Origin of the sequence: Phenylobacterium sp., from assembly GCF_036723115.1 — a bacterium.
Lineage (GTDB): Bacteria > Pseudomonadota > Alphaproteobacteria > Caulobacterales > Caulobacteraceae > Phenylobacterium.
Window position 1 is genome coordinate 33969 of the sequence record NZ_DAIMHV010000003.1, and the last position, 20865, is coordinate 54833.

22 protein-coding genes are annotated in these 20865 nt (G+C 67.7%); 20 read left to right on the forward strand and 2 right to left on the reverse strand.

Annotation, left to right across the window (positions count from 1 at the left end):
• Positions 1–102: 102 nt before the first annotated feature.
• From ectA to V7D28_RS00900, 9 genes are all read left to right on the forward strand, one after another.
• Complete coding sequence (gene ectA, locus V7D28_RS00860; RefSeq protein WP_333585457.1) at positions 103–696, forward strand: diaminobutyrate acetyltransferase; 594 nt, start codon at positions 103–105, stop codon at positions 694–696.
• Positions 697–698: 2 nt separating this feature from the next.
• Entirely contained in the window at positions 699–2012 is a 1314-nt protein-coding gene (ectB, locus tag V7D28_RS00865) for a diaminobutyrate--2-oxoglutarate transaminase (protein ID WP_333585458.1), read from the forward strand.
• Positions 2013–2025: 13 nt separating this feature from the next.
• The gene (locus tag V7D28_RS00870; RefSeq protein ID WP_333585459.1) at positions 2026–2418 is read left to right on the forward strand and encodes an ectoine synthase; all 393 of its coding nucleotides are present in this window, start codon (positions 2026–2028) and stop codon (positions 2416–2418) included.
• 112 nt (positions 2419–2530) lie between these two features.
• On the forward strand, positions 2531–3454 hold the full coding sequence (gene thpD / locus V7D28_RS00875; RefSeq protein ID WP_333585460.1) for an ectoine hydroxylase: 924 nt from the start codon (positions 2531–2533) through the stop codon (positions 3452–3454).
• Positions 3454–4902, forward strand: coding sequence for an aspartate kinase (locus tag V7D28_RS00880; RefSeq protein WP_333585461.1), 1449 nt, complete (start codon positions 3454–3456; stop codon positions 4900–4902). Before thpD ends, V7D28_RS00880 begins: the two co-directional genes overlap by 1 nt.
• A 78-nt stretch (positions 4903–4980) precedes the next feature.
• Positions 4981–6438 carry a sodium/proline symporter gene (locus V7D28_RS00885; RefSeq protein ID WP_333585462.1) on the forward strand — a complete coding sequence of 486 codons (1458 nt, stop codon included), beginning with the start codon at positions 4981–4983 and terminating at the stop codon, positions 6436–6438.
• Between the two features lie 132 nt (positions 6439–6570).
• Complete coding sequence (locus V7D28_RS00890; protein ID WP_333585463.1) at positions 6571–7140, forward strand: carboxymuconolactone decarboxylase family protein; 570 nt, start codon at positions 6571–6573, stop codon at positions 7138–7140.
• A complete protein-coding gene (locus V7D28_RS00895; RefSeq protein WP_333585464.1) occupies positions 7140–7937 on the forward strand; it encodes an SDR family NAD(P)-dependent oxidoreductase in 798 nt (265 codons plus the stop codon). Before V7D28_RS00890 ends, V7D28_RS00895 begins: the two co-directional genes overlap by 1 nt.
• A 40-nt stretch (positions 7938–7977) precedes the next feature.
• Positions 7978–8745, forward strand: a complete 768-nt coding sequence (locus V7D28_RS00900; protein WP_333585465.1) for an SDR family oxidoreductase — start codon at positions 7978–7980, stop codon at positions 8743–8745.
• 3 nt (positions 8746–8748) lie between these two features.
• Here V7D28_RS00900 and V7D28_RS00905 read toward each other — a convergent pair whose 3' ends face one another.
• The gene (locus V7D28_RS00905; RefSeq protein ID WP_333585466.1) at positions 8749–9522 is read right to left on the reverse strand and encodes a M48 family metallopeptidase; all 774 of its coding nucleotides are present in this window, start codon (positions 9520–9522) and stop codon (positions 8749–8751) included.
• A 132-nt stretch (positions 9523–9654) separates the two neighbouring features.
• Between V7D28_RS00905 and V7D28_RS00910 the strand changes: the two genes are divergently transcribed.
• Both V7D28_RS00910 and V7D28_RS00915 read left to right on the forward strand, forming a co-directional pair.
• Positions 9655–10158 carry a hypothetical protein gene (locus V7D28_RS00910; RefSeq protein WP_333585467.1) on the forward strand — a complete coding sequence of 168 codons (504 nt, stop codon included), beginning with the start codon at positions 9655–9657 and terminating at the stop codon, positions 10156–10158.
• Between the two features lie 66 nt (positions 10159–10224).
• Positions 10225–10389 carry a hypothetical protein gene (locus tag V7D28_RS00915; protein ID WP_333585468.1) on the forward strand — a complete coding sequence of 55 codons (165 nt, stop codon included), beginning with the start codon at positions 10225–10227 and terminating at the stop codon, positions 10387–10389.
• A gap of 21 nt (positions 10390–10410) precedes the next feature.
• Here V7D28_RS00915 and V7D28_RS00920 read toward each other — a convergent pair whose 3' ends face one another.
• Entirely contained in the window at positions 10411–10902 is a 492-nt protein-coding gene (locus V7D28_RS00920) for a VOC family protein (RefSeq protein ID WP_333585469.1), read from the reverse strand.
• A 212-nt stretch (positions 10903–11114) separates the two neighbouring features.
• On the opposite strand from V7D28_RS00920, the gene V7D28_RS00925 reads away from it, so the two are divergent.
• The 9 genes from V7D28_RS00925 to V7D28_RS00965 form a co-directional block, all read left to right on the forward strand.
• On the forward strand, positions 11115–11702 hold the full coding sequence (locus V7D28_RS00925; RefSeq protein WP_333585470.1) for a malonic semialdehyde reductase: 588 nt from the start codon (positions 11115–11117) through the stop codon (positions 11700–11702).
• Positions 11703–11848: 146 nt separating this feature from the next.
• Positions 11849–12577 (forward strand): GntR family transcriptional regulator, encoded by a 729-nt coding sequence (locus V7D28_RS00930; RefSeq protein ID WP_333585480.1) that lies wholly within the window; start codon positions 11849–11851, stop codon positions 12575–12577.
• A 220-nt stretch (positions 12578–12797) separates the two neighbouring features.
• Positions 12798–15188 (forward strand): TonB-dependent siderophore receptor, encoded by a 2391-nt coding sequence (locus V7D28_RS00935; RefSeq protein WP_333585471.1) that lies wholly within the window; start codon positions 12798–12800, stop codon positions 15186–15188.
• 68 nt (positions 15189–15256) lie between these two features.
• Positions 15257–16567 (forward strand): MFS transporter, encoded by a 1311-nt coding sequence (locus V7D28_RS00940; RefSeq protein ID WP_333585472.1) that lies wholly within the window; start codon positions 15257–15259, stop codon positions 16565–16567.
• Positions 16568–16579: 12 nt separating this feature from the next.
• Positions 16580–17644: an LLM class flavin-dependent oxidoreductase gene (locus V7D28_RS00945; RefSeq protein WP_333585473.1), complete on the forward strand. Its 1065-nt coding sequence runs from the start codon at positions 16580–16582 to the stop codon at positions 17642–17644.
• Positions 17641–18300 (forward strand): cysteine hydrolase family protein, encoded by a 660-nt coding sequence (locus V7D28_RS00950; RefSeq protein WP_333585474.1) that lies wholly within the window; start codon positions 17641–17643, stop codon positions 18298–18300. Before V7D28_RS00945 ends, V7D28_RS00950 begins: the two co-directional genes overlap by 4 nt.
• On the forward strand, positions 18300–19685 hold the full coding sequence (locus V7D28_RS00955) for a peptidase M20 (RefSeq protein ID WP_333585475.1): 1386 nt from the start codon (positions 18300–18302) through the stop codon (positions 19683–19685). Before V7D28_RS00950 ends, V7D28_RS00955 begins: the two co-directional genes overlap by 1 nt.
• Entirely contained in the window at positions 19682–20197 is a 516-nt protein-coding gene (locus V7D28_RS00960) for a flavin reductase family protein (protein ID WP_333585476.1), read from the forward strand. Before V7D28_RS00955 ends, V7D28_RS00960 begins: the two co-directional genes overlap by 4 nt.
• An 11-nt stretch (positions 20198–20208) precedes the next feature.
• On the forward strand, positions 20209–20865 hold a 657-nt coding region (locus tag V7D28_RS00965; protein ID WP_333585477.1), incomplete at its 3' end, for a TauD/TfdA dioxygenase family protein.

Here is a 20865-nt window from a genome sequence, read left to right on the forward strand (position 1 = left end):
TGCGCGAAAAATGGACGAAATCACGGAACTGTCGGCCGTGATCTGCGTATTGGCTGGGCAGTTGGGGTTGACATCATTCGATAGACGAACGAAATAACGGCCATGAAATTGGAGAGCTATCAGTCGAAAGCCGGTGCTGGGCCGGTGATCGAGGACGGCTCGGGGCGGGATTTGGACTTTTCGGCGCCGGTCGCCGAGGACGGTCCATGGGTTCACGCCCTGGTCGCCGCCTGTCCGCCGCTCGACCAGAACTCGGTCTATTTCAACCTGATCCAGTGCACGCACTTCGCCGACACCTGTGTGGCGGTGCGACGCGGGGATCGGCTTGTGGGCTGGGTGTCGGGCCACGTCCCGCCGGCCGAGCCCGACGTCCTGTTCATCTGGCAGGTGGCCGTGGCGCAGGAGGCCCGCGGGCTTGGCCTGGGCAAGCGGATGATCGCCCACCTGCTTCGGCGCCCGGCGGCCAAGGGCGCGCGGATCATCAAGACCACCATCACCCCGGACAACCCCCCCTCATGGGGTCTGTTCCGGAGCCTGGCCAAGGACCTGGGCGCCCCGATGGAGGACCACCCCTGGTTCCTGGGGGGCGTGCACCTCGCGGCCGGCCACGCGCCGGAGCACCTCGTCACCATCGGCCCCTTCGAGGGGCCCGCCAGGCCGACCCTGTTCACTGACCCAACCCAACGGGAGGGATGACCATGTACGACGCAGAGACCCCGGCGCAGACCCCGCGCGCCTTCGCCACCTTCGAGCGGATGGAATCCAAGGTCCGCTCCTATTCCCGCAGCTTCCCGGCGGTGTTCGAGCGCGCCGAGGGCGCGTGGCAGTTCGACAAGGATGGCCGGGGCTATATCGACTTTCTCACCGGCTGCTCGGTGCTGAACTACGGCCACAACCATCCGGCCATGAAGCAGGCGCTGCTGGACTATATCGAGCACAACGGCGTCACCCACAGCCTGGACATGCATTCCCGCGCCAAGGCGGAGTTCCTGGAGGCGCTGGAGGCCAAGATCCTCAAGCCCCGGGGCATGACCTATCTGGCCCAGTTCACCGGCCCCACCGGCGCCAACGCCGTCGAGGCGGCGCTGAAGCTGTCGCGCAAGGTGACCGGTCGGACCAATGTCATCGCCTTCACCAACGGCTTCCATGGGGTGACCCTGGGCGCGCTGGCGGCCACCGGCAACCGTCACCACCGGAGCGGCGCGCATACGCCCCTGAACGGCGTCACCCGCATGCCCTATGACGGCTATTTCGGCGAGGGCGTCGACACTGCCGCCCAGCTGGACAAGATGCTCAGCGACCCCTCCGGCGGCGTGGACGCGCCCGCGGCCATCATCGTGGAGGCCGTGCAAGGTGAGGGCGGGCTGAACGTCGCCTCCGCCGAATGGCTGCAGAAGGTGGAGAAGATCGCCCGCAAGCACGGCGCCCTCTTCATCATCGACGACATCCAGGCCGGCTGCGGCCGGACGGGCAGCTTCTTCTCGTTCGAAGGCATGGGGCTGAACCCCGACATCGTCACCATGGCCAAGTCCCTCTCGGGCATGGGCCTGCCCATGGCCCTGGTGCTGGTGAAGCCCGAATTCGACCAGTGGAAGCCCGGCGAGCACAACGGCACCTTCCGGGGCAACTGCCACGCCTTCGTCACGGCCAAGGCGGCCATCGACACCTTCTGGTCCGACGACGCCTTCGAGGCCGATGTGCGGCGTCAGGGCGAGCGGCTGCGCAAGGGCCTGCAGGAGATCGCCCTGAAACACCGCGGCGTGGTCAAGGGCGTGAAGGGCCGGGGCATGATGCGCGGCCTGGACGTGGGCTCGGCCGAGATTTCCGATCCCGTGGTCGATGAGGCCTTCCGGCGCGGCCTGATCATCGAGACCAGCGGCGCCCACGACCAGATCCTCAAGGTGCTGGCGCCGCTCAACATCTCCGACGCCGACCTGGACGCCGGCCTCGAAATTCTCGCTGACAGCATGGCCGAAGTGGTCGGGCGCCGGGCGCTCGGCTCGGCGGCCTGAAGGAGTTCAAGACATGATCGTTCGCGACCTTGAAGACGCCAATCAGACCCGCCGCCGGGTGGTCACCAAGGGCTGGGAGAGCACCCGCCTCCTGCTCAAGGATGACCAGATGGGCTTCTCGTTCCACATCACGACCATCTATGCGGGCGCGGAACTGCCGATGCATTACCAGAACCATCTGGAGTCGGTTTACTGCATCTCCGGCGAGGGCTCGATCGAGGACCTGGCCACCGGCGAGGTGCACGCCATCCGGCCCGGCGTGATGTATGCGCTGGACAAGCACGACAAGCACATCCTGCGCGGCAAGACCGAGATGAAGATGGCCTGCGTGTTCAATCCCCCCCTGAACGGGCTGGAGGTCCACGACGCATCCGGCGCCTACCCGCTGGAAGCCGAGACCGTCTAGAGGCGCGTCGCGCAGGGTCCGCCCGCGCCGTCCCCTCAACCGTGACCTGGAGATGTCGCGCCGGCGCCAGATGGCGGCCTGGCGGCGTCTCAAGAGGCAGGAGGAACCCCTCATGACCGATCATTACCCCTCGCGGGTCGCCGGCCAGCCCCAGTGGCTGGAGCGCAAGGACCCCGTGGTCCACTCGCCCTGGCATTCCGAATCCCCGCTCAGCCAGGACCAGCACGAAGCCTTCGACCGCGACGGCTTCCTGGTGCTTCAGAACGTGTTCGAGGCCGACGAGATCGCCGCCCTGCAGGCGGAGATGAACCGGCTGCGGTCCATGCCGGCGAGCATCGCGGCCGAGACCATCGTCGCCGAACCGGCCTCGGGCGCCCTGCGCTCGATCTTCGCCGTCCATCGCCAGAGCGCGCTCATCGGACGCCTCGCCGCCGATGAGCGGCTTGTGGCCGTGGCGCGACATATCCTGGGCGACGAGGTCTACATCCACCAGTCGCGCCTGAACTATAAGCCCGGCTTCGACGGCAAGGAGTTCTACTGGCACTCCGATTTCGAGACCTGGCACACAGAAGACGGCATGCCGCGCATGCGGGCCATCTCGATCTCCGTCCAGCTGGTGGACAATTTCGAGTTCAACGGGCCGCTGATGCTGATGCCCGGCTCGCAGCGGACCTATGTCACCTGCGTCGGCGAGACGCCGGAGGACCACTACAAGCAATCCCTGCGCAAGCAGGAGTATGGCGTGCCCGACCGCGACAGCCTGACGCGGCTGGCCGAGCGCCACGGCATCGCCTCGCCCACGGGACCGGCCGGCTCGGTGGTCATCTTCGACTGCAACACCATGCACGGCTCCAACGGCAACATCACCCCGTTCCCGCGGGCCAACGCCTTCATGGTCTATAACGCGTGGGCCAACCAGCTCGCCGCGCCCTTCGGCGCCAAGGCGCCGCGCCCGGAATTCATCGCCGCACGCCAGCATGTGGAGCGCCTGGCCCCTGTGCGCGGCAACCTCGCCCAACAGATGAGGGCCGCCTGATGCAGGGTCATACCGTCGAGAAGATCGGGGGCACCTCGATCTCCAACACCGATGCGGTGCTGGGCAACATCCTGATCGCCGACCGCCAGGGCGAGGCCCTTTACCGGCGCATCTTCGTGGTCTCGGCCTATGCGGGGATCACAAACCACCTGCTGGAGCACAAGAAGACCGGCGAACCTGGGGTCTTCGCCCTGTTCGCGGCGGCCTCGGCGCAGGAAACCTCCGCCTGGCAGGACTCCCTGGACCGGCTGCAGGGCGCCATGACCGCGATCAACGCCGACCGCTTCGCCGGACGGCCCGAACGTGAAGCGGCCGACGCCTTCATCCTGGCCCGGATCGCCGACGCCCGCTCGGCGCTCACCGATCTCCAGCACCTGTGCGCCCATGGCCATTTCCGCCTGGACACCCAGCTGGGCGCGGTGCGGGAGATGCTGGCCTCTCTCGGGGAGGCGCACAGCGCTTTCAACCTGACCCTGGAACTCAAGAGCCGGGGCGTGAACGCCCGGTTCGTCGATCTGACCGCCTGGGACGACAAGCGGCCCCTGACCCTCGACGAACGGATTCAGGACGCTTTCGAAGACGTGGACCTGCGCCGCGAGCTGCCCATCGTCACGGGCTTTGGTCAGCGGAAGGACGGGCTCATGCGCGAGTTCGGTCGCGGCTACAGCGAAGTGGTGTTCAGCCGCATCGCAGTGCTGACCGGCGCCCGCGAGGCCATCATCCACAAGGAGTTCCACCTCTCCAGCGCCGACCCCAACCTCGTCGGGACCCAGGCCGTGCGCAAGATCGGCCGCACCAATTATGACGTGGCCGACCAGCTGGCCAATCTGGGCATGGAAGCCATCCACCCCCGGGCGGCCCGCGGCCTGCGTCATGCGGGCATCCCGCTGATCGTCAAGAACACCTTCGAGCCCGAGGATCAGGGCACCTCAATCTGCGGCGAGTTCGTGTCCGAAACCCCGCGGGTGGAGATCATCGCCGGCATGAAGGGCGTCACCGCCCTCGAACTGCTGGAACAGGACATGGTGGGGGTGAAGGGATATGACGCCGGCATTCTGGAGGTGCTGGCCCGCCACAAGGTGCGGATCGTCTCCAAGGCGTCCAACGCCAACACCATCACCCACCACCTGGACGCCAATCCCAAGCAGGTGAAGCGGGTCATCGCCGACCTGGAGGAGCGGTTCCCCAACGCCGCCATCTCCACCCAGAAGGTGGCCATCGTGGCGGCCATCGGCTCGGACCTGAACCTGCCCGGCCTGACGAGCCAGGCGACCCTGGCCCTGGTGGAGGCAGGCGTGGAGATCCTGGCCCTGCAACAGCTGTCGCGCCGGGTGGACATCCAGTTCGCCGTCGCCGAGGCCGACTACGCCCGGGCCGTCGCCGCCCTTCATAAGCGCCTGGTGGAACAGGACCAGTCGCAGGCCAGGTCCCTGCTCAGCGCCGCCTGAGCCGTCTTTCCAGCCCGCGGCGGCAACGCCGCGGGCCTTTCATTTGTTGATTTTCACAATCTCAGAAGGAGGGGCGTCATGACGATGATCGTCTTTCTGCTCTGCCTGGCGGCCTTCGTCGCCATCGGCCTGGCGTCCGTCCGAAAGGCCCAGGCGTCGAAGAAGGACTACTATCTGGCGAGCAGCAGCGTGCATCCGGCCATGGCCGGGCTGTCGGCCGTGGCGACCAACAATTCCGGCTACATGTTCATCGGGGTGATCGGCTTCACCTACGCCACGGGCCTGGCGGCCATCTGGCTGATGATCGGCTGGATCCTGGGGGACTTCCTGGCCTCGCTGTTCATTCACCGCCGTCTGCGCGAGGTCACCGAGGCCTCGGGACAGGTGTCCTTCGCCGCGGTGGTTGCCAAGTGGTCGGGGCAGGACTTCGGCCTGTGGCGCAAGATCGCCGCGGTCATCGCCGTCCTCTTCCTCGGCGCCTACGCCGCCGCCCAGATCGCCGCCGGCGGCAAGGCCCTGCAGGGGGTTCTGGGCTGGACCCCGCAGACCGGCGCGATCATCTCCGCAGCCCTGATCCTCGCCTACAGCGCGGTGGGCGGCATCCGCGCCTCGATCTGGACCGATGCGGCCCAGTCCCTGGTGATGGTCTTCGCCATGACCCTGCTGCTGGTGGTGGCGGTCACGGGCCGCGGCGGGCTCGACGCCACCTATGGAGAGATGGCGGCCATTCCCGGCTTCCTGAATCTGTTTCCCGACGATCTGCTGTTTCCCGGCTTCCTGGGAATGGCGCTCTTTGTGGTGGGCTGGATGTTCGCAGGGCTAAGCGTCATCGGTCAGCCGCACGTCATGGTCCGCTTCATGGCCCTGAACGCCCCGCAGGACATGGCCGCGGCGCGGGGCTGGTACTACGGCTATTTCACCCTCTTCTACGCCCTGGCCACCGGGGTGGGGATGATGTCGCGGCTCTACCTCCCCGACCTGGGCGCGCTGGACCCGGAACTGGCCCTGCCCACCATGGCGGTGGAGCTGCTGCCGGCGGCCCTGGTGGGGGTGATCCTGGCGGGCATCTTCGCGGCCACCATGTCCACGGCTGACTCCCTGGTCCTGGCGTGCTCGGCGGCCATCACCAGCGATCTGGCGGGCGGGCGTATCCAGAAGCCCTGGATCATGAAGGCGGTGACCGCCGGGGTGACCCTGCTGGCCCTGATGTTCGCCCTGGGCGAGTCGCGCAGCGTATTCAGCCTGGTGATCCTGGCCTGGTCGACGCTCGCCTGCGCCTTCGGGCCGCTGATGATCGTCCAGGCCCTCGGACGCCGGCTGACCCAGCCGGCCGCCATCGCCCTGATGCTGGGCGGGGTCGGCCTGGCCCTGGGGTGGCGGATGATGGGTTGGCAGGACCAGGTCTATGAGGGCCTGCCCGGCATACTGATCCCCACGCTGATCGGTCTGGCCATCAGCCGCAAGGCGACCGCGGCCACCGCCGCGCCGGGCATTCCGGCGCCGGCCGAGACCCCCGCCGCCAAGGCCGGCGCCTGAGCCGGGCTGAACTGGGCGGTTGACCGGCCAGGTCGCGCCGACGATGACTGTGGCTTAAGGGGCGGGGAGCCCCGCAGACCGGACCCTAGAATCCGCGCTGCAACGCCTGCGCGCGCCACCAGGAGGAACAAGATGCGTCTGACCAAGCCCCGAATCGCGCCCCTGGCCGACGGCGAACTGGACGCCGACCAGAAGGAGCTGCTGGCGCCCATGGCGCAGCGCGGGCGGGTGATCAACATCTTCCGCACCCTGGCGCGGGAGCCCAAGGCCATGAAGGGCTTCATGGGGTGGGGGAACTACATCCTGTCCCGTCGCAACGGCCTGCCGGCGCGGGAGCGCGAGATCGTGATCCTGCGCATCGGTTTCCTCTGCCGGTCGGGCTATGAGTGGACCCAGCATGTGCCCATCGGCAAACAGGCCGGCCTCACCGACGAGGAGGTGGCCCGCATCAAGGTCGGAGCCGACGCCCCGGGCTGGAGCGCGGCGGACGGCGCCCTGATCCGCGCCACGGACGAGCTGCACCACGACCAGTTCATCACAGAGCCCACTTGGCAGGCCCTGTCGGAGCACTTCAGCGACAAGCAGAAGATGGATCTGGTCTTCACCGCGGGCCAGTACACCCAGGTCTCCATGATGCTGAACAGCTTCGGGGTTCAGCTGGACGAGGGCCAGACCCTCGATCCCGACCTGAAGGCCTTCTGATGGGCCGCCTGGAGGGAAAGGCCGCTCTGGTCTGCGGCGCGGGCCAGTCGCCGGGAGAGACCATCGGCAACGGCCGGGCCATGGCCCTGCTTTTCGCCCGCGAGGGCGCGCGCGTCCTCTGCGTGGACCGGGTGGGCGAACGGGCGCAGGAAACCGCCGCGATGATCGAAGGGGAGGGCGGTTCCGCCGCCTGGCTGGCGGCCGACATCTCTCAGGCCTCAGGGGCGCAGGCGGCTGTGGAGGAGGCGCTCGACAAGCTCGGCGGGCTGGACGTGCTGGTCAACAATGTGGGAATCGGCGGCGGCGACGGCCCGGCGCACCTGGTGGAGGAGAAGGCCTTCGACCGCATTCTGACGGTGAACCTCAAGGGGGCCTGGCTCACCAGCAAGGCCGCCATTCCCGTCATGCGCGAGGCCGGCGGCGGCGCCATCGTCAACATCTCGTCCCTGGCCTCCATCGCGGGCGGCAATCAGGTGGCCTATGAGGTGTCGAAGGCGGCGATGAACCGCCTGACCACCAGCGTCGCCCAGGCCAACGCCAAGTATGGCGTGCGCTGCAACGCCGTCCTGCCCGGGCTGATGGACACCCCCATGGCGGTGGACGGCATTGCGCGGGCCACCGGCCAGACCCCCCAGGCCGTACGCGACGCCCGCAGCGCCCGCGTGCCCCTGGGCGGCCAGATGGGCACGGCCTGGGACACCGCCTATGCCGCCCTGTTCCTGGCCTGCGATGAGAGCCGCTTCGTCACCGGCGTGCTTCTCCCCGTGGACGGGGGCATGTCCAGCCGCATTGGTTGACCCCGGGCGCTGCGGCGACCGGTCATTTCAGGAGAGCATTTTGAAGAACCTGTTCAGCGTCGAGGGCAAGGTCGTCCTCATCACCGGCGGCAGCCGGGGCATCGGCGAGATGATCGCCCGCGGCTATGTGGAGAACGGCGCCAAGGTCTATATCTCCTCGCGCAAGGCCGAGGTGTGCGACCGGGTGGCTGAGGAGCTGTCGGAATACGGGACCTGCATCTCGCTGCCCTTCGACCTGGGCTCCATGGGCGGGATCGAAGGCCTGGCGGACGCGGTCAAAGAACGCGAGAGTCGCCTGGACGTGCTGGTCAACAACGCCGGCGCCACCTGGGGCGCGCCCATCGACGAATATCCGGAGGATGGCTGGGACAAGACCGTGGACCTGAACGTCAAGTCCATCTTCTTCCTGACCCAGAAGCTGCTGCCCCTGCTGCGGGCCGCCGCCGGCGCCGATGAGCCGGCCCGCGTGATCAACATCGCCTCGGTCAACGGTATCGAGCCGCCGGCGCTTGAGACCTACGCCTATTCCACCTCCAAGGCGGGCTGCATCATGCTGACCCGGCACCTGGCCAAGCGGCTGGCGCCCGAGCACATCCTGGTCAACGCCATCGCGCCCGGACCCTTCCCGTCGAAAATGATGGCCGCGACTCTGGCCCAGGCCGGGGACGCCATCGCCAAGAACAACCCCCGCGGACGGATCGGCCAGCCGGAGGATATCGCCGGCGTGGCCATCTTCCTGGGCAGCCGGGCCTCGGCCTACACCACGGGCGCCACCATCCCCTGTGACGGCGGATCGGCCGAGGTCTGAGCCTCAGCTATAGCCGCGCGCGGCGATATAGGCGTCGAGCTGCTGGACGCGCGCGGCGTCCGAGGGGTGGGTGGAGAGAATTTCCGGTGTGGCCGAACCGCCGCGCGCGGCCATGCGCCGCCACAGCTCCACCCCCTGGCGGGCGCTGAAGCCCGCACGGACCATCAGATCAAGGCCGATGCGGTCGGCCTCAAGCTCGTGGCGGCGGGAATAGGGCATCAGCACCGCCACCTGCAGGGCCGGGCCGGCATACTGGCCCAGGGCCTGGGCCACCCCGCTCTCGGCGCTCTGGGTGACCGCGCCCACCAGGCCTGCGCCCACCTGGGCCAGGGCGCTCTGGGAGTAGCGCTCGGCGGCATGGTTGGCCATGACGTGGGCCACCTCATGGCCGAGGACGGCGGCCAGCTCGTCGTCGTTGCGCATGAAGCTGAGCATGCCGGTGGTTACGCCGACCTTGCCGCCGGGCAGCACGAAGGCGTTGATCGAATTGTCCACGAAGACGGCGTACTCCCAGCCCTGCTGTTGAAGGCCGGACGCCGCCACGATCCGCTCGCCCACCCGGCGCACGCGGGCGTTCTGAGCGGCGTCAGAGGAGACCCGCTGGGTCTGTTTCATCTGGGCCCAGGCCTGAGCCCCCTGTTGGGACAGGGCGCCGGGGTCGACCAGCATCACCTGCTGGCGGCCCAGCTCCGGATTGTAGGAACAGGCGGCCAGACCCAGCACGGGGGCCGCCACGGCGGCGGTGACGGCGAGAACGCGTCGGCGTAGGGGGCTCATGAGGTCTCCGGTGGTTTGCGGCGCAGCTTATCCCAACAACGCAAAGCGCGCGATCTGGTGGCGCCGAGGATTGACCGCAAGGGATGCAGGCCCTATCGCTATTGCGAATGACTCGCACTTATGGAGCGGCCCGTGGCGGACGATGCGAACTGGTCCAATCGACCAACAGAGGGTCAGGCCGATCGACTGACCGAGGGCGAGCAGCTGTTGCTGGCAGGGTTGCGGATTTGGGTCAGCTTGCGGCTGGGCGGCGCCGAGCCGCAGGGTCCGGTGCGCGACATGGTGGCCCGGCGGGTCAACGACCGAGCCGGGGCCATCTTCGTCGCCCTCATGGAGGGCCTTGAGCGCCAGACCTTACGGCCGTTGGAGGTGCGCTGCCCGGGTTGCGCGGCCTATGGCCTTGATGAGCAGCGGCTGGTGGTCGCGTGTGGCGTGGCCCGCGTGGACATGAGCCTGGCGCGCGCCCTGCTTCGGCCGCTGGTGATCCAGCCCGAACCCGTGGCGATCTTCGCCCGCGCCCTGAACATGGTGCTGCGCCACGAGGGGCTGGACCTGCCGGCGCGGATCGGCGGGCCTGTCGAGGCAGGGCCGCTGACGGCAGCGGGCGGCGTGGCGCCAGGCGTCACCCTGCATTGAGGCGTGTCCTCAGGAACGGCTTCCGCCGCTGAGGCGTTGGGGAAGCTTAAGCTTGGAGACGCTGGAATGTTGAAGTGGGCCGGGATTTTTCTGTTGGTCATGATCGCTGCGGCGATCGTGGGCCTGATGATCGAGGCGATACGCTTCATCGCCGGCCTGTTGTTCGTGGTCTGCCTGATCGGCTTCTTCGCCACGGGCGGCCTGAAGATGTTCGGCAAGCGCGGCGGCTGACGCCGCCGCGGCCCGTCCGCCTTACTCGCGGGTGAAGCTCTCGGGAATGGCTGGTTGCGGACCGGCCTTGCCCCAGAGGACGATCTCGTTGCCCCACGGGTCGCGGAAGGCGTGATTGTAGCCGTTGAACTCGGCCCAATAGTGATCCCGCCACAGGAGGCTGGCGCCACGTTCGATGGCGGCCGAGAGGATGCGGTCGGCGGCGTCATCGTCGCTGATCAGGATCCAGACCCGCGCCTTGCGCCCCTCTGTGGCCACCTGCCGGGGCTCGACACCGTCCGGATGCGGATGCGGCCGGGCGTTGGCGGCCTTGAAGATGCCCAGATGCAGATTGCCGATCTGGCTGGGGCTGCCATCGGGATTGCGGAACTCTTCCCCGGGCACCATGCGGTGGTAGAGGCCCTCGGGTCGGGGATCGTCCCGCCAGCCGAAGACTTCGGCATAGAACCGGCCGGCGGCCGCGGGGTCTTCCGCGGCCAGATCGACGAAGATCAGGGTGTTGGGATAGGGCACAGGAACTCCTTGGGCTCGAACGCCGCGACCCTTATCCGCCGCCGACGGCGCGGCCATGCCTGTCCAGACCCGATGCGCCCCTCGCCGGATGCGCGCCCAGGGAATAGGCGCTGAACTGAAATGTTACTCGAAATGTGCAAGCCGGATGGTCAGGCGTTCCAGCCTGGGGCACAGGAGGGCGTTGTGACGCCGACACCGATTCAGGAGCTTTCGTGTCCGAACTGTCCCCTGCCGCCCTAGGCCAGCTTTTCACCGAGGCCCGGACCCAGAACGCCTGGTCCGACGAGCCGGTCTCCGAGGCGACGCTGCACCGTCTCTATGATCTGGTGAAGTGGGGGCCCACCTCGGCCAACTGTTGTCCGGGGCGCTTCGTGTTCGTGACCACCCCGGAGGCCCGCGAGAAGCTGGCGCCGCATCTGTCGTCGGGCAACCGCGCCAAGACCTTGACGGCGCCCGTGTGCGTGATCATCGCCCACGACATGGAGTTCGCCGCCCAGCTGCCGACCCTGTTCCCCCATGATCAGAGCGCCCGTCACTGGTTCGCCGCCCCGGCGGTGGCCGAGGAGACGGCCTTCCGGAACTCCAGCCTCCAGGGCGCCTATCTGCTGTTCGCCGCCCGGGCGTTGGGGCTGGACTGCGGCCCCATGTCGGGCTTCGACAAGGCCGGCGTGGACGCCGCCTTCTTCGCCGGCACGTCCTGGCGCTCCAACTTTCTGATGGCTCTGGGCCATGGCAAGCCGGAGGGCGTCTATCCCCGAAATCCCCGTCTGGCGTTCGACGAGGCCTGCCGCATTCTGTGACAGATGCGCCGCCCCCCTGGCTGCGTCTGACATTTCAGACTAGACCTCATGCCTAGCGGCGCATGAGACGCCGCACGGTCAAGAGGGCGGGGTCCGACGGGACTGGCGCTTGGAGGAGAACAGGCGTGACGGAGACCAGGGACGCAATTCATGCGCAGGGCCAGGTTTCCCTGGCCGCGGGCGGGCAGTGGTCGCCGGAACTGCAGAAGGCGCGGGTCTATGAGCAGTTGCTGCTCGACATCGTCCTGGGCGAACTGCCCCCCGGCGCGCGCCTGGACGAGCAGGCGCTGACGCGCCGCTACGGCTCCGGCCTGGCGGGCGTTCGCGACGCCCTGGGGCGCCTGGCGCTGGAAGGCATGGTGGTTCGGCGCGCCCGGGCCGGCACCACGGTTTCCCCCCTCGACCTTGTGGACCTCCGCGAAGGTTATGAGGCCAGGGCCCTCATCGAGCCCCACTGTGCGGCCATGGCCGCCCGCAACGCCACCCTGGCCGAGATCGCCCAGATCGGGTCGGCCTTCGATGACGCCGAACGCGCCATCCGCGATGAGGACCACCGGGCGCTGGTGGCCATGGACCACCGCTTTCACGGGCTGATCGCCCAGGCCAGCCGCAACGCCGCCCTGGCCCGCATCCTCATTCCGCTCCAGCACAAGGCTGCGCGCTTCTGGGTCTTTTCCATGGGCACGGCCACCGAAGAAGAGCGTCTGACCGACATCTGTCAGCACCGGGCCATCGCTCGGGCCATCGCCGCGCGTGACGTTGAAGGCGCCCGCTCGGCCATGATGCTGGTGCTGGGCGCCATGCCCCAGACCGTCCAGCGGACCCTGAGCGGCCGCCCTGAGGAGGATGCGCGCGTCGAGCGTGTATCTGGATAACTCGACCGGAGCGTGCGGTTTTCCCCGCGGCTGCGGTTCAGATTTGGGCGCCCGTCCCGCGATTTTGAATGACTGGCGGGCGCCTCTGACATTCCCACTGAAATTTCACATGACATTTTGACGGCGGGCCCACGGGCCGCCAGCCTTGACATTCAGAGGCCGACGGATGCGGGGATAGCCGCCATTCGGCGGAGGGTTCGCGGTCTCCGAAGAGGGCGATATGTCAAAGAAACTTCTCTGGGCTGCGGGCGCCTCCCTGTCCGCACTGATTGCGAGTTCCGGCGCCGTGCTCGCCGACGACCAGGTCGGCATGGTCGATGAGGTGGTGGTGACCGCCCGCGACAAGACGGGGCTCTTGGAAAAGGACCCCAGCAACAGCGTCTTTGGCTTGGACAAGCCGCTGATCGAGACGCCGCGCTCGGCGAGCTTCGCCAGCGACATCACCCTGGAACGCTATGGCATCCAGTCCATCGACGATCTGACCGCGGTCTCACCGGGGACCTATACGGCCAGCTTCTACGGTGTGCCTGGCGCGCTGAACATTCGCGGCACCCTGGCGGAGAACTACTTCCGCGGCTTCAAGCGCGTGGAGAACCGAGGCACCTATTCGACGCCCATCGCCAACGCCGCCCAGATCGAGGTGGTGCGCGGGCCGCCGACCCCCATCTACGGGGCTGGGAAGGTGGGCGGCATGCTCAACTTCATTCCCAAGTCCGGGCGCGCCGAAGGCGAATATGTGTCCGAGGTGGGCGGCGAGGCGGAGTTCACCGTGGGCTCCTACGGCCGCAAGGAGGTCAGCGGCCAGATCGCCATTCCGCTCAACTTCGGGACCACCGAAGGGGGCCTGCATCTCTACGCCCAGGCGGAAAATTCCGACAGCTTCTACCGGGGCATCTCGCCCCGGCGCGAGATCCTGCAGGCCTCGGTGGACTTCGAACTGGGCGGCGGCTGGCGCACGGCCTTCGGGGGCATGGCCTACCATTCGGACGGCGATGTGCAGACGCCCGGCTGGAACCGCCTGACCCAGGATCTGATCGACAATCAGACCTATATCACCGGCCGCGACACGAGCCTGACGGACGTCAACGGCGACGGCAAGCTGACGCCGAACGAGATCGGGTTTTATCCCTATAATTCAGCGCTCTACATCGCCTATTACGGCTTTCCCAGCAGCAGCGCCCGGCACACCCTCGACACCGGGGTGGGGACGGTCAAGCTCGACCCCCGGACGGTCTATATCAGCGATGCCGACTTCTCGAACAGCTGGACCAAGACCGGCTATTTCGACCTGATCCGCGACTTCGACAACGGCTCGGCGCTGAAGTTCCAGCTGTTCTATGACGAGCTGAAGAATAAGCGTTTTGTTTCCTACGGTTATCCGGCCTTCTTCGACTCCTGGGTGGGCGAGGCGCGGGTCACCTATGACTTCGACTATGATGTGGGCTTCATCACATCCAAGTCCTTCGTGGGCGCCTCCTATCGCAAGTTCGACGGGAACCGGAAGGAGAGCTACAATTCGGGCCTGATCGCCCTGGACCGCCGGGACATCGCCTTCGGCGCCACGCCCACCGACATCATCGATGATCCCTTCTCGGTGGAGTCCTATGGTCTGCAGTGGGAGAACGACAACCAGTCGACCTGGAGCCAGGCCGGCGTGTTCATCACCACCGACATCTTCATCGGCGACCGGCTGAACCTGATGCTGGGCGGCCGCTATGACGACTACAAGGTCGAGGCCGAGGACACGGGCCTGGTGAGCTATCAGCCGGCGGGCCATCTGAAGGACGGCCAGGGCAAAGGCACCTATACCGCTTCGCTCAGCTATCAGTTCGATTTCGGCCTGATGCCCTACATCACCTATGCGGAGGCCGCGGCCCTGGAGATGAGCCAGGCCGGCGACATCGCCCCCTCGCTGATCGCCAACCAGTCCTGGCTGTCGGACTCCGACCTGGCCGAAGCCGGGGTGAAGTTCCAGCTGGCCCAGGGCACGCTGGTGGGCTCGCTGGCCGCCTACCGCCAGAACCGCACCCAGCTCACCGGCGGGCCCAACCCCACGGTCCGGGGCAACCGCTCCAAGGGGGTCGAGCTCGAAGTCCGTTACCTGGCCACGGAGAACCTGTCCTTCACCTTCGCCGGCAACACCCAGCGGACCACGGTGAAGGGGCCGGACAACAGCTTCGCCTATATCCCCTATTATGTGACCGGCGTGGACCCGGTGAACGCCTTTGGCGGCACCTATGTGGTCTGGGCCTTCTCGAGCCTGCCGGGCCGGGGTGGCGACTATGCCTACACCCTGATCCCCCGCACCGTGCTCAGCCTGTATGGCAGCTATACCAGCGACGAGTACAGCTGGGGCCAATGGGGGGCCACGGCCGGGGCGACCTATGTGAGCTCGACGGCTCAGACGGTGGAAAACCCCATCGTCTATCCGGAGTACACCACCGCCAGCCTGTCGATGTTCTACCAGCGCGGCCCCTACCAGGCGTCCCTGAACATCGACAATCTGTTCGACGAGCTGTTCTTCACGCCCGCCGCCGACTCCTACGCCAACCTGGCGGCCCTGCCGGGCAAGGGGCGCGAGTGGCGGGTGAGCCTGAAGCGGTCGTTCTAGTTCTCCAGCCGCCGCCGCTCCCGCACGGGGCGGCGGCCACTGGCCGAGTTTGAGGCAAGGAGCCTTCGATGCCCGGTTCAAAATGGCGTCCCTGGATACTGCTGGGCGTGTTCAGCCTGCTGCTGTTCCTGATCTCAGGCGCGACCTTCTCGTCCCTGGGCGTCGTCCTGCCCGCCATGGTCGCCGACCAGCAGTGGAGCTGGGCCCAGGCCGGGCTGGGCTTCACCCTGCTGGGCGCCTGCTGCGGCGGGTCGGCCTGGTTTCCGCCCATGGTCATTCGACGCTTCGGGGTGCGCGCGGCCCTGCTGCTGGGGACGGTGGTCATGGCCCTGGGCTTTGTCTGCCTCTATGTGACGCAGAGCGTCTGGATCTACTTCCTGGGGACCGCGCTCTGCGGGGTCGCCTATCAGCTCATGGCGCTGATCCCCGGCACCCACGTGCTGGCCGCGGTGTTTCAGAAGCGGGCCATGGCCTTCGGCCTCTATTTCACCCTGGGCGGTCTGGGCGGCGTGGCCGGACCGATGATGGCTCTGGGCGTCATGGAGCTAACCGGCGGCGCCTGGCGGCCGTTCTGGGCTTTGCAGGCGGCGGCCGCCCTGGTCATCGGGGTGGTTTGCGCCATGCTGATCCCCAGCAGCGCCTGGCTGAAGTCCTCGTCTGAGCGGATCGACGCGGCGGTGAAGGCTGACGCCGAGGCCGCGGCCGCCGCGCCATCGCCGGCGCCCCTGGCCGTCTATCGCACGGTCCAGGACTGGACCCTGCGCCAGGCCATGGCCACGCCGCAGTTCTACATCCTGGTGGCGGCCTACTTCGTCCATCTGCTCAGCGGGGTGACGGTCTCGAGCCTCTCGGTGGCCCATCTCACCGAGCGCGGCGTGGCCGCCGGCATCGCGGCCGGCATGCTCAGCGTCGAGGGGTTGATGGCCACGGCCGCCCGCCTGGGCGGCGGTTTCATCGGCGACCGGATCGATCCCAAGTGGCTGCTGATCTTCGCGGTCGGCGCCCTGGGGGCCGGCTCCATGGCGCTCAGCGTCGCCGACAGCATGGCGCTCATGCTGATCTACGCGCTCGGCACCGGCGTCGGTTTCGGCCTGACGGCCCTGGCCGTGACCATCCTGCTGCTCAACTACTTCGGCCGGAAGCACAATCTGGAGATCTTCTCCACGGTCTGCCTGGTGGGGGCGGTCTCGGCGCTCGGCCCGCTGATCGGCGGATCGCTGCGCGACATGCTGGGCAGCTTCTCCCCGACCTTCCAGCTCTTCGGCCTGGTGGCCGCGGGCGTTTTCGTCGCCGCCCTCTTCATGCGCCCGCCGCAAATGAAATCTGTTCAATCGGCCCCGTCCGCCACGACGGCCGGCCTGGTCAATGACCCTGTCTGAGGCTTGAACCCCATGTATCAGAAGCCCTCCTCGAACAAGGAATTCGGCGTCTTCCTGCCGGTCGCCAATGGCGGCTGGATCATCTCCAAGACCTCGCCGCCGCTGAACGACCTCTGGGCCCAGAACCGGGCCGCGGCGGTGGCCGCCGACGAGGTCGGCATGGACTTCGTCATGTCCATGGGCAAGTGGCGCGGGTTCGGCGGCGAGACCAACCACTGGGGCTCCTCGCTGGAGTCGGTGACCATGATGGCGGGCATCGCCGAGGCGACCCGTAATGTGAAGATCTGGGCCACCGTCCATCCGCTGCTGCAGAACCCGGCGGTCACCGCCAAGATGATCTCCACCCTCGACCACATCAGCGGCGGCCGCGCCGGGCTGAACATCGTGGCCGGCGCCTACCGGGCCGAGTTCGACCAGATGGGCATGTGGGACGACAGCCTCGATCACGACGCGCGCTACGCTCTGACCGAGGAGTGGACCGCCATCGTCAAGCGCCTCTGGAAGGAGGACTCCGTCGATCACCAGGGCCGCTTCTTCACCATGAAGGACGCCCAGTCGAGCCCCAAGCCGGTGTCGCGGCCCCGGCCGGAGCTGATCTGCGCCGGCCAGTCCGACCGGGGCTTCCAGTTCTCGGTGCGCGAGGCCGACATCTGCTTCATCGGCGGCCGCACGGCCGAGGAGCGCCGCGACAACAGCCTGCGCGCCAAGAAGGTCGCCGAGGAGATGGGCAAGTCCATCAAGACCTACGCCATGTGCACCATCGTCCACGGTGAGACCGACGCCGCCGCCGAGGCCCTGGTGGAGCGCTACAAGACCGGGACCGACATGGGCGCCATCCTGGAGATGCTGCGCAGCTGGGGGGTTCCGGCCGACAAGCTGGACGTGGTCGCCAAGCAGCAGGGCGCCTTCATGACCCACACCGCGGTGGGCTCGCCCGCCACCTGCGCCGAGCAGGTGCAGGAGTTCGTGGAGTTCGCCCAGCTGGACGGGCTGATGCTGATCTTCCCCGACTATGTGGAGGGCCTGAAGATGTTCGGCGCAGAGATCCTGCCGGGCCTCCGATCGGCCTTCGCATGAACGCGATCACCCAGACCTCGGCCGCCGGCGGTCTGGCGGACTGGATCGCGCCCGCGCGCACCGCCCTGGTCATCATCGACATGCAGGTGGATTTCGCCGCGCCGGACGGCCGGATCGGTCAGTGGGGCGTGGATCTCTCGGCCGTGCCGCCGGCGCTGGAAAAGGCCCAGGCCCTGGCCCGGGCGGCCCGGGCGGCCGGGGCGCCGGTGGTCTTTGTGGGCCTCTTCACCCGGCCGGAGACCGACTCCCCGGCCTGGAAGGCGCGGATGCTGCGGCGAGGGGGGGATCCTGACGACGACTCCGCCCTGTGCCGGGCCGGCGAGCGCGGCTCTGATTTTTATGGCCCGACGCCGCAGCCGGGAGATCCTGTCGTGGAGAAGGCCCGCTACAGCGGCTTCCATGACGCGCCCCTGCATGAGGTGCTGAAGGGGTTGGGCGCCGACACCCTGGTGGTGGCTGGCCTCACCACCGAATGCTGTGTGGACTGCACGGTCCGCGACGCCTTCCATCTGGACTATCACGTCTTCATCGCCACCGACGCCTGTGCGGCTTACGAGCCGGACGTCCACGCCGCGGCGCTGAAATCCCTGGAACTGAACTGCGCGATCCTGGTGGACACCGACCAGGTCATCGACGCCTGGAGAGGGGCCGCGTAATGGCCGACGGATTCCAACTGCCGGGCGCCCAGGCGCCCTTCGGGGTCAGCGAGGCCGATCGCGCGAGGATCGCCGCGGCCATCGATGAGACCGAGATCGTCGAGCTGGCCCTGGCCCTGGGCAACATCCCCAGCCCCGCCGGCCATGAGTTCGCCGCCGGCGAGTTCGTCCATGACTGGATGAAAAAGGAGGGATTCTCCCCCCGCCGGGTGGGCGCCACGCCGGAACGCAACAACATCATCGGAACCTATGGCGGGGCGGGCGAGGGGAAGAACCTGCTGTTCACCGCCCATCTGGACACCGAAGCCCCCACCTGGAACCCCGACCTCGACGCCTACAAGTACCGGCCCGAGACCCTCGACAATCCGGAGTGGGAGAAGTGCTGGCTGGAGGACGGGGTGCTCTATGGCTACCCCATCGCCAATGACCGCGGGCCGATGAGCTGCTTCCTGATCGCGGCCAAGGCCTTGAAGCGGGCCGGCTACGACCTGGCCGGCAAGCTCTATCTGACCGCTTGCCCCGGCGAGATCGGGCCTGAGCCCATCGAGGAGCACAAGGGCGTCGCCTATATGGGCAAGGACATCGGCGCCCATTACCTGTTCCACCACGGGGGCGTGGCGCCGGACTACGCCATCGCCGCGGAAGGGTGCGACTTCGGCCTGACCTGGGTGGGCTGCGGCTATGTCGTTTTCCGCATCCGCCTGTGGGGGGAGGGGGTTTTCACCCCGCTGCTTAGCCAGCCGGAACGGGCGGGCGACCATCCCAATCCCATCTATCGCCTGGGCGCCCTGACCGACGCCATCCACCAGTGGAGCCGGCGGTACGAGGCCGACAGCGCCTATGAAAGCCAGGGCGGCGTGGCTCTCCCCAAGGCGCAGATCGCCGCCGTGCGCGGGGGCATACCCTATGCGTTCGGGGCCGGCACCGAGCTGGTGAACCTCTATCTGGAGGTGGGACTGAACCCCCGCCAGCGGGTCGCCGAGGTTCAGCATTCGCTGGAGCGCATGGTCCGCGCCGCGGGCCTGGGAGAGGTGGAGATCGAGCCGGTGGTGGTGCGCCACGGCTTCGAGGCCGACGCTGGCGAAGTGGCCCCCCTGGTGGGGGCGGTGGACGCGGCCACGCGCCTGTCCCTGGGCCATCCGGTCCAGCGGGCGGCCCCGGTCTATTCCAGCATGTGGCGCGACCACAACGTCTTCAACATGCAGCGGATTCCGGCCATCACCACCGGCTTCAAGCGCTGGCGTCCGACGCCCAAGGATCTGACCGACAGCGCGCTCGTCTATGCGCTGACGGCGCTGGCGGTGTGCGGCCGTGCGCAAGAGGGCGAGGCCAGGGCCCAGCGGGCGCCGGTCTATGGGGACAATCCGTTCGGGAACGAGGCATGAGCGGCCCGGTGGTTCTGGACGAGGCGACCGCCGCCGAGCCGGTGGACCCGGCCGGCTGGAAGATGGCCATGGGCGCCTTCGCCAGCGGGGTGGTGATCGTCACCACCCTGGACGAGGGCCGCCCGGTGGGCACGACGGTCAGCGCCTTTTCGTCGGTTTCCCTGCATCCGCCGCTGTTGCTGGTGTGCCTCGACGAGAAGAGCCGCACCCTGGCCGCGGTGCGGCGCACCGGCAATTTCTGCATCAACATCCTGGCCGAGGGGCAGGAGGACCTGGCCCGGCTGTTCGCCGGCGCGGGCGCCACCGATCGGTTCCGCGACGTGGTGATCGAGCCTGGCCTGTTGGGCGCCCCCATGATCGGCGGGGCCCTGGCCAATATCGACTGTCGTCTCCACGCCCTTCAGCGCGCCGGGGACCACGACATCCTGATCGGCCGGGGCCTTCGGGTGCGCGCCGCCGCAGGCGCGCCGCTGGTCTATGCGCAGGGTCGGTTCATTCGCCAGCAAGGCTGAGGATCAAAGCCATGGGTTATGAAGTTCTGCAGGTTCAGCCCGTCACCCGCCGCATCGGCGCCGAGATCTTCGGCGTCGATCTGGGGCGGCCGCTCAGCAACCGTCAGGCGGTGGAGTTGCGCGAGGCCCTGGCCGAGCATCAGGTGCTCTTCTTCCGCGACCAACACATGGACCACGAGGCCCACAAGGCGTTGGGCCGGCTGTTCGGCGACCTGGCCATCCATTCGGCCATCCCCGGCATCGAGGGCCACCCGGAAATCGTCGCCATTCATGCCGACGCCGACTCCAAGTTCGTGGCCGGCGAGAACTGGCATTCGGACCTGACCTGCGATCCAGAGCCGCCCCTGGGCTCCATCCTCTACATGCCCATCGTGCCCGACAGCGGCGGCGATACGGTCTTCGCCTCCATGTACCACGCCTATGACAGCCTCTCAGAGCGGATGAAGGTCTATCTGGAGGGGCTGGAGGCGGTTCACGACGCCAATCCGGTCTATCAGAAGCTCTTCCCGGACCTGGACCGGAAGTACAACCGTTCGGTCCATCCGGTGGTCCGCACCCATCCGATGACGGGGAGGAAGCTGATCTTCGTCAACCCGTCCTACACCACCCACATCGTGGGCCTGCCCGACGACGAGAGCGAGGCGATCCTCAAGCTGCTCTATGTCCAC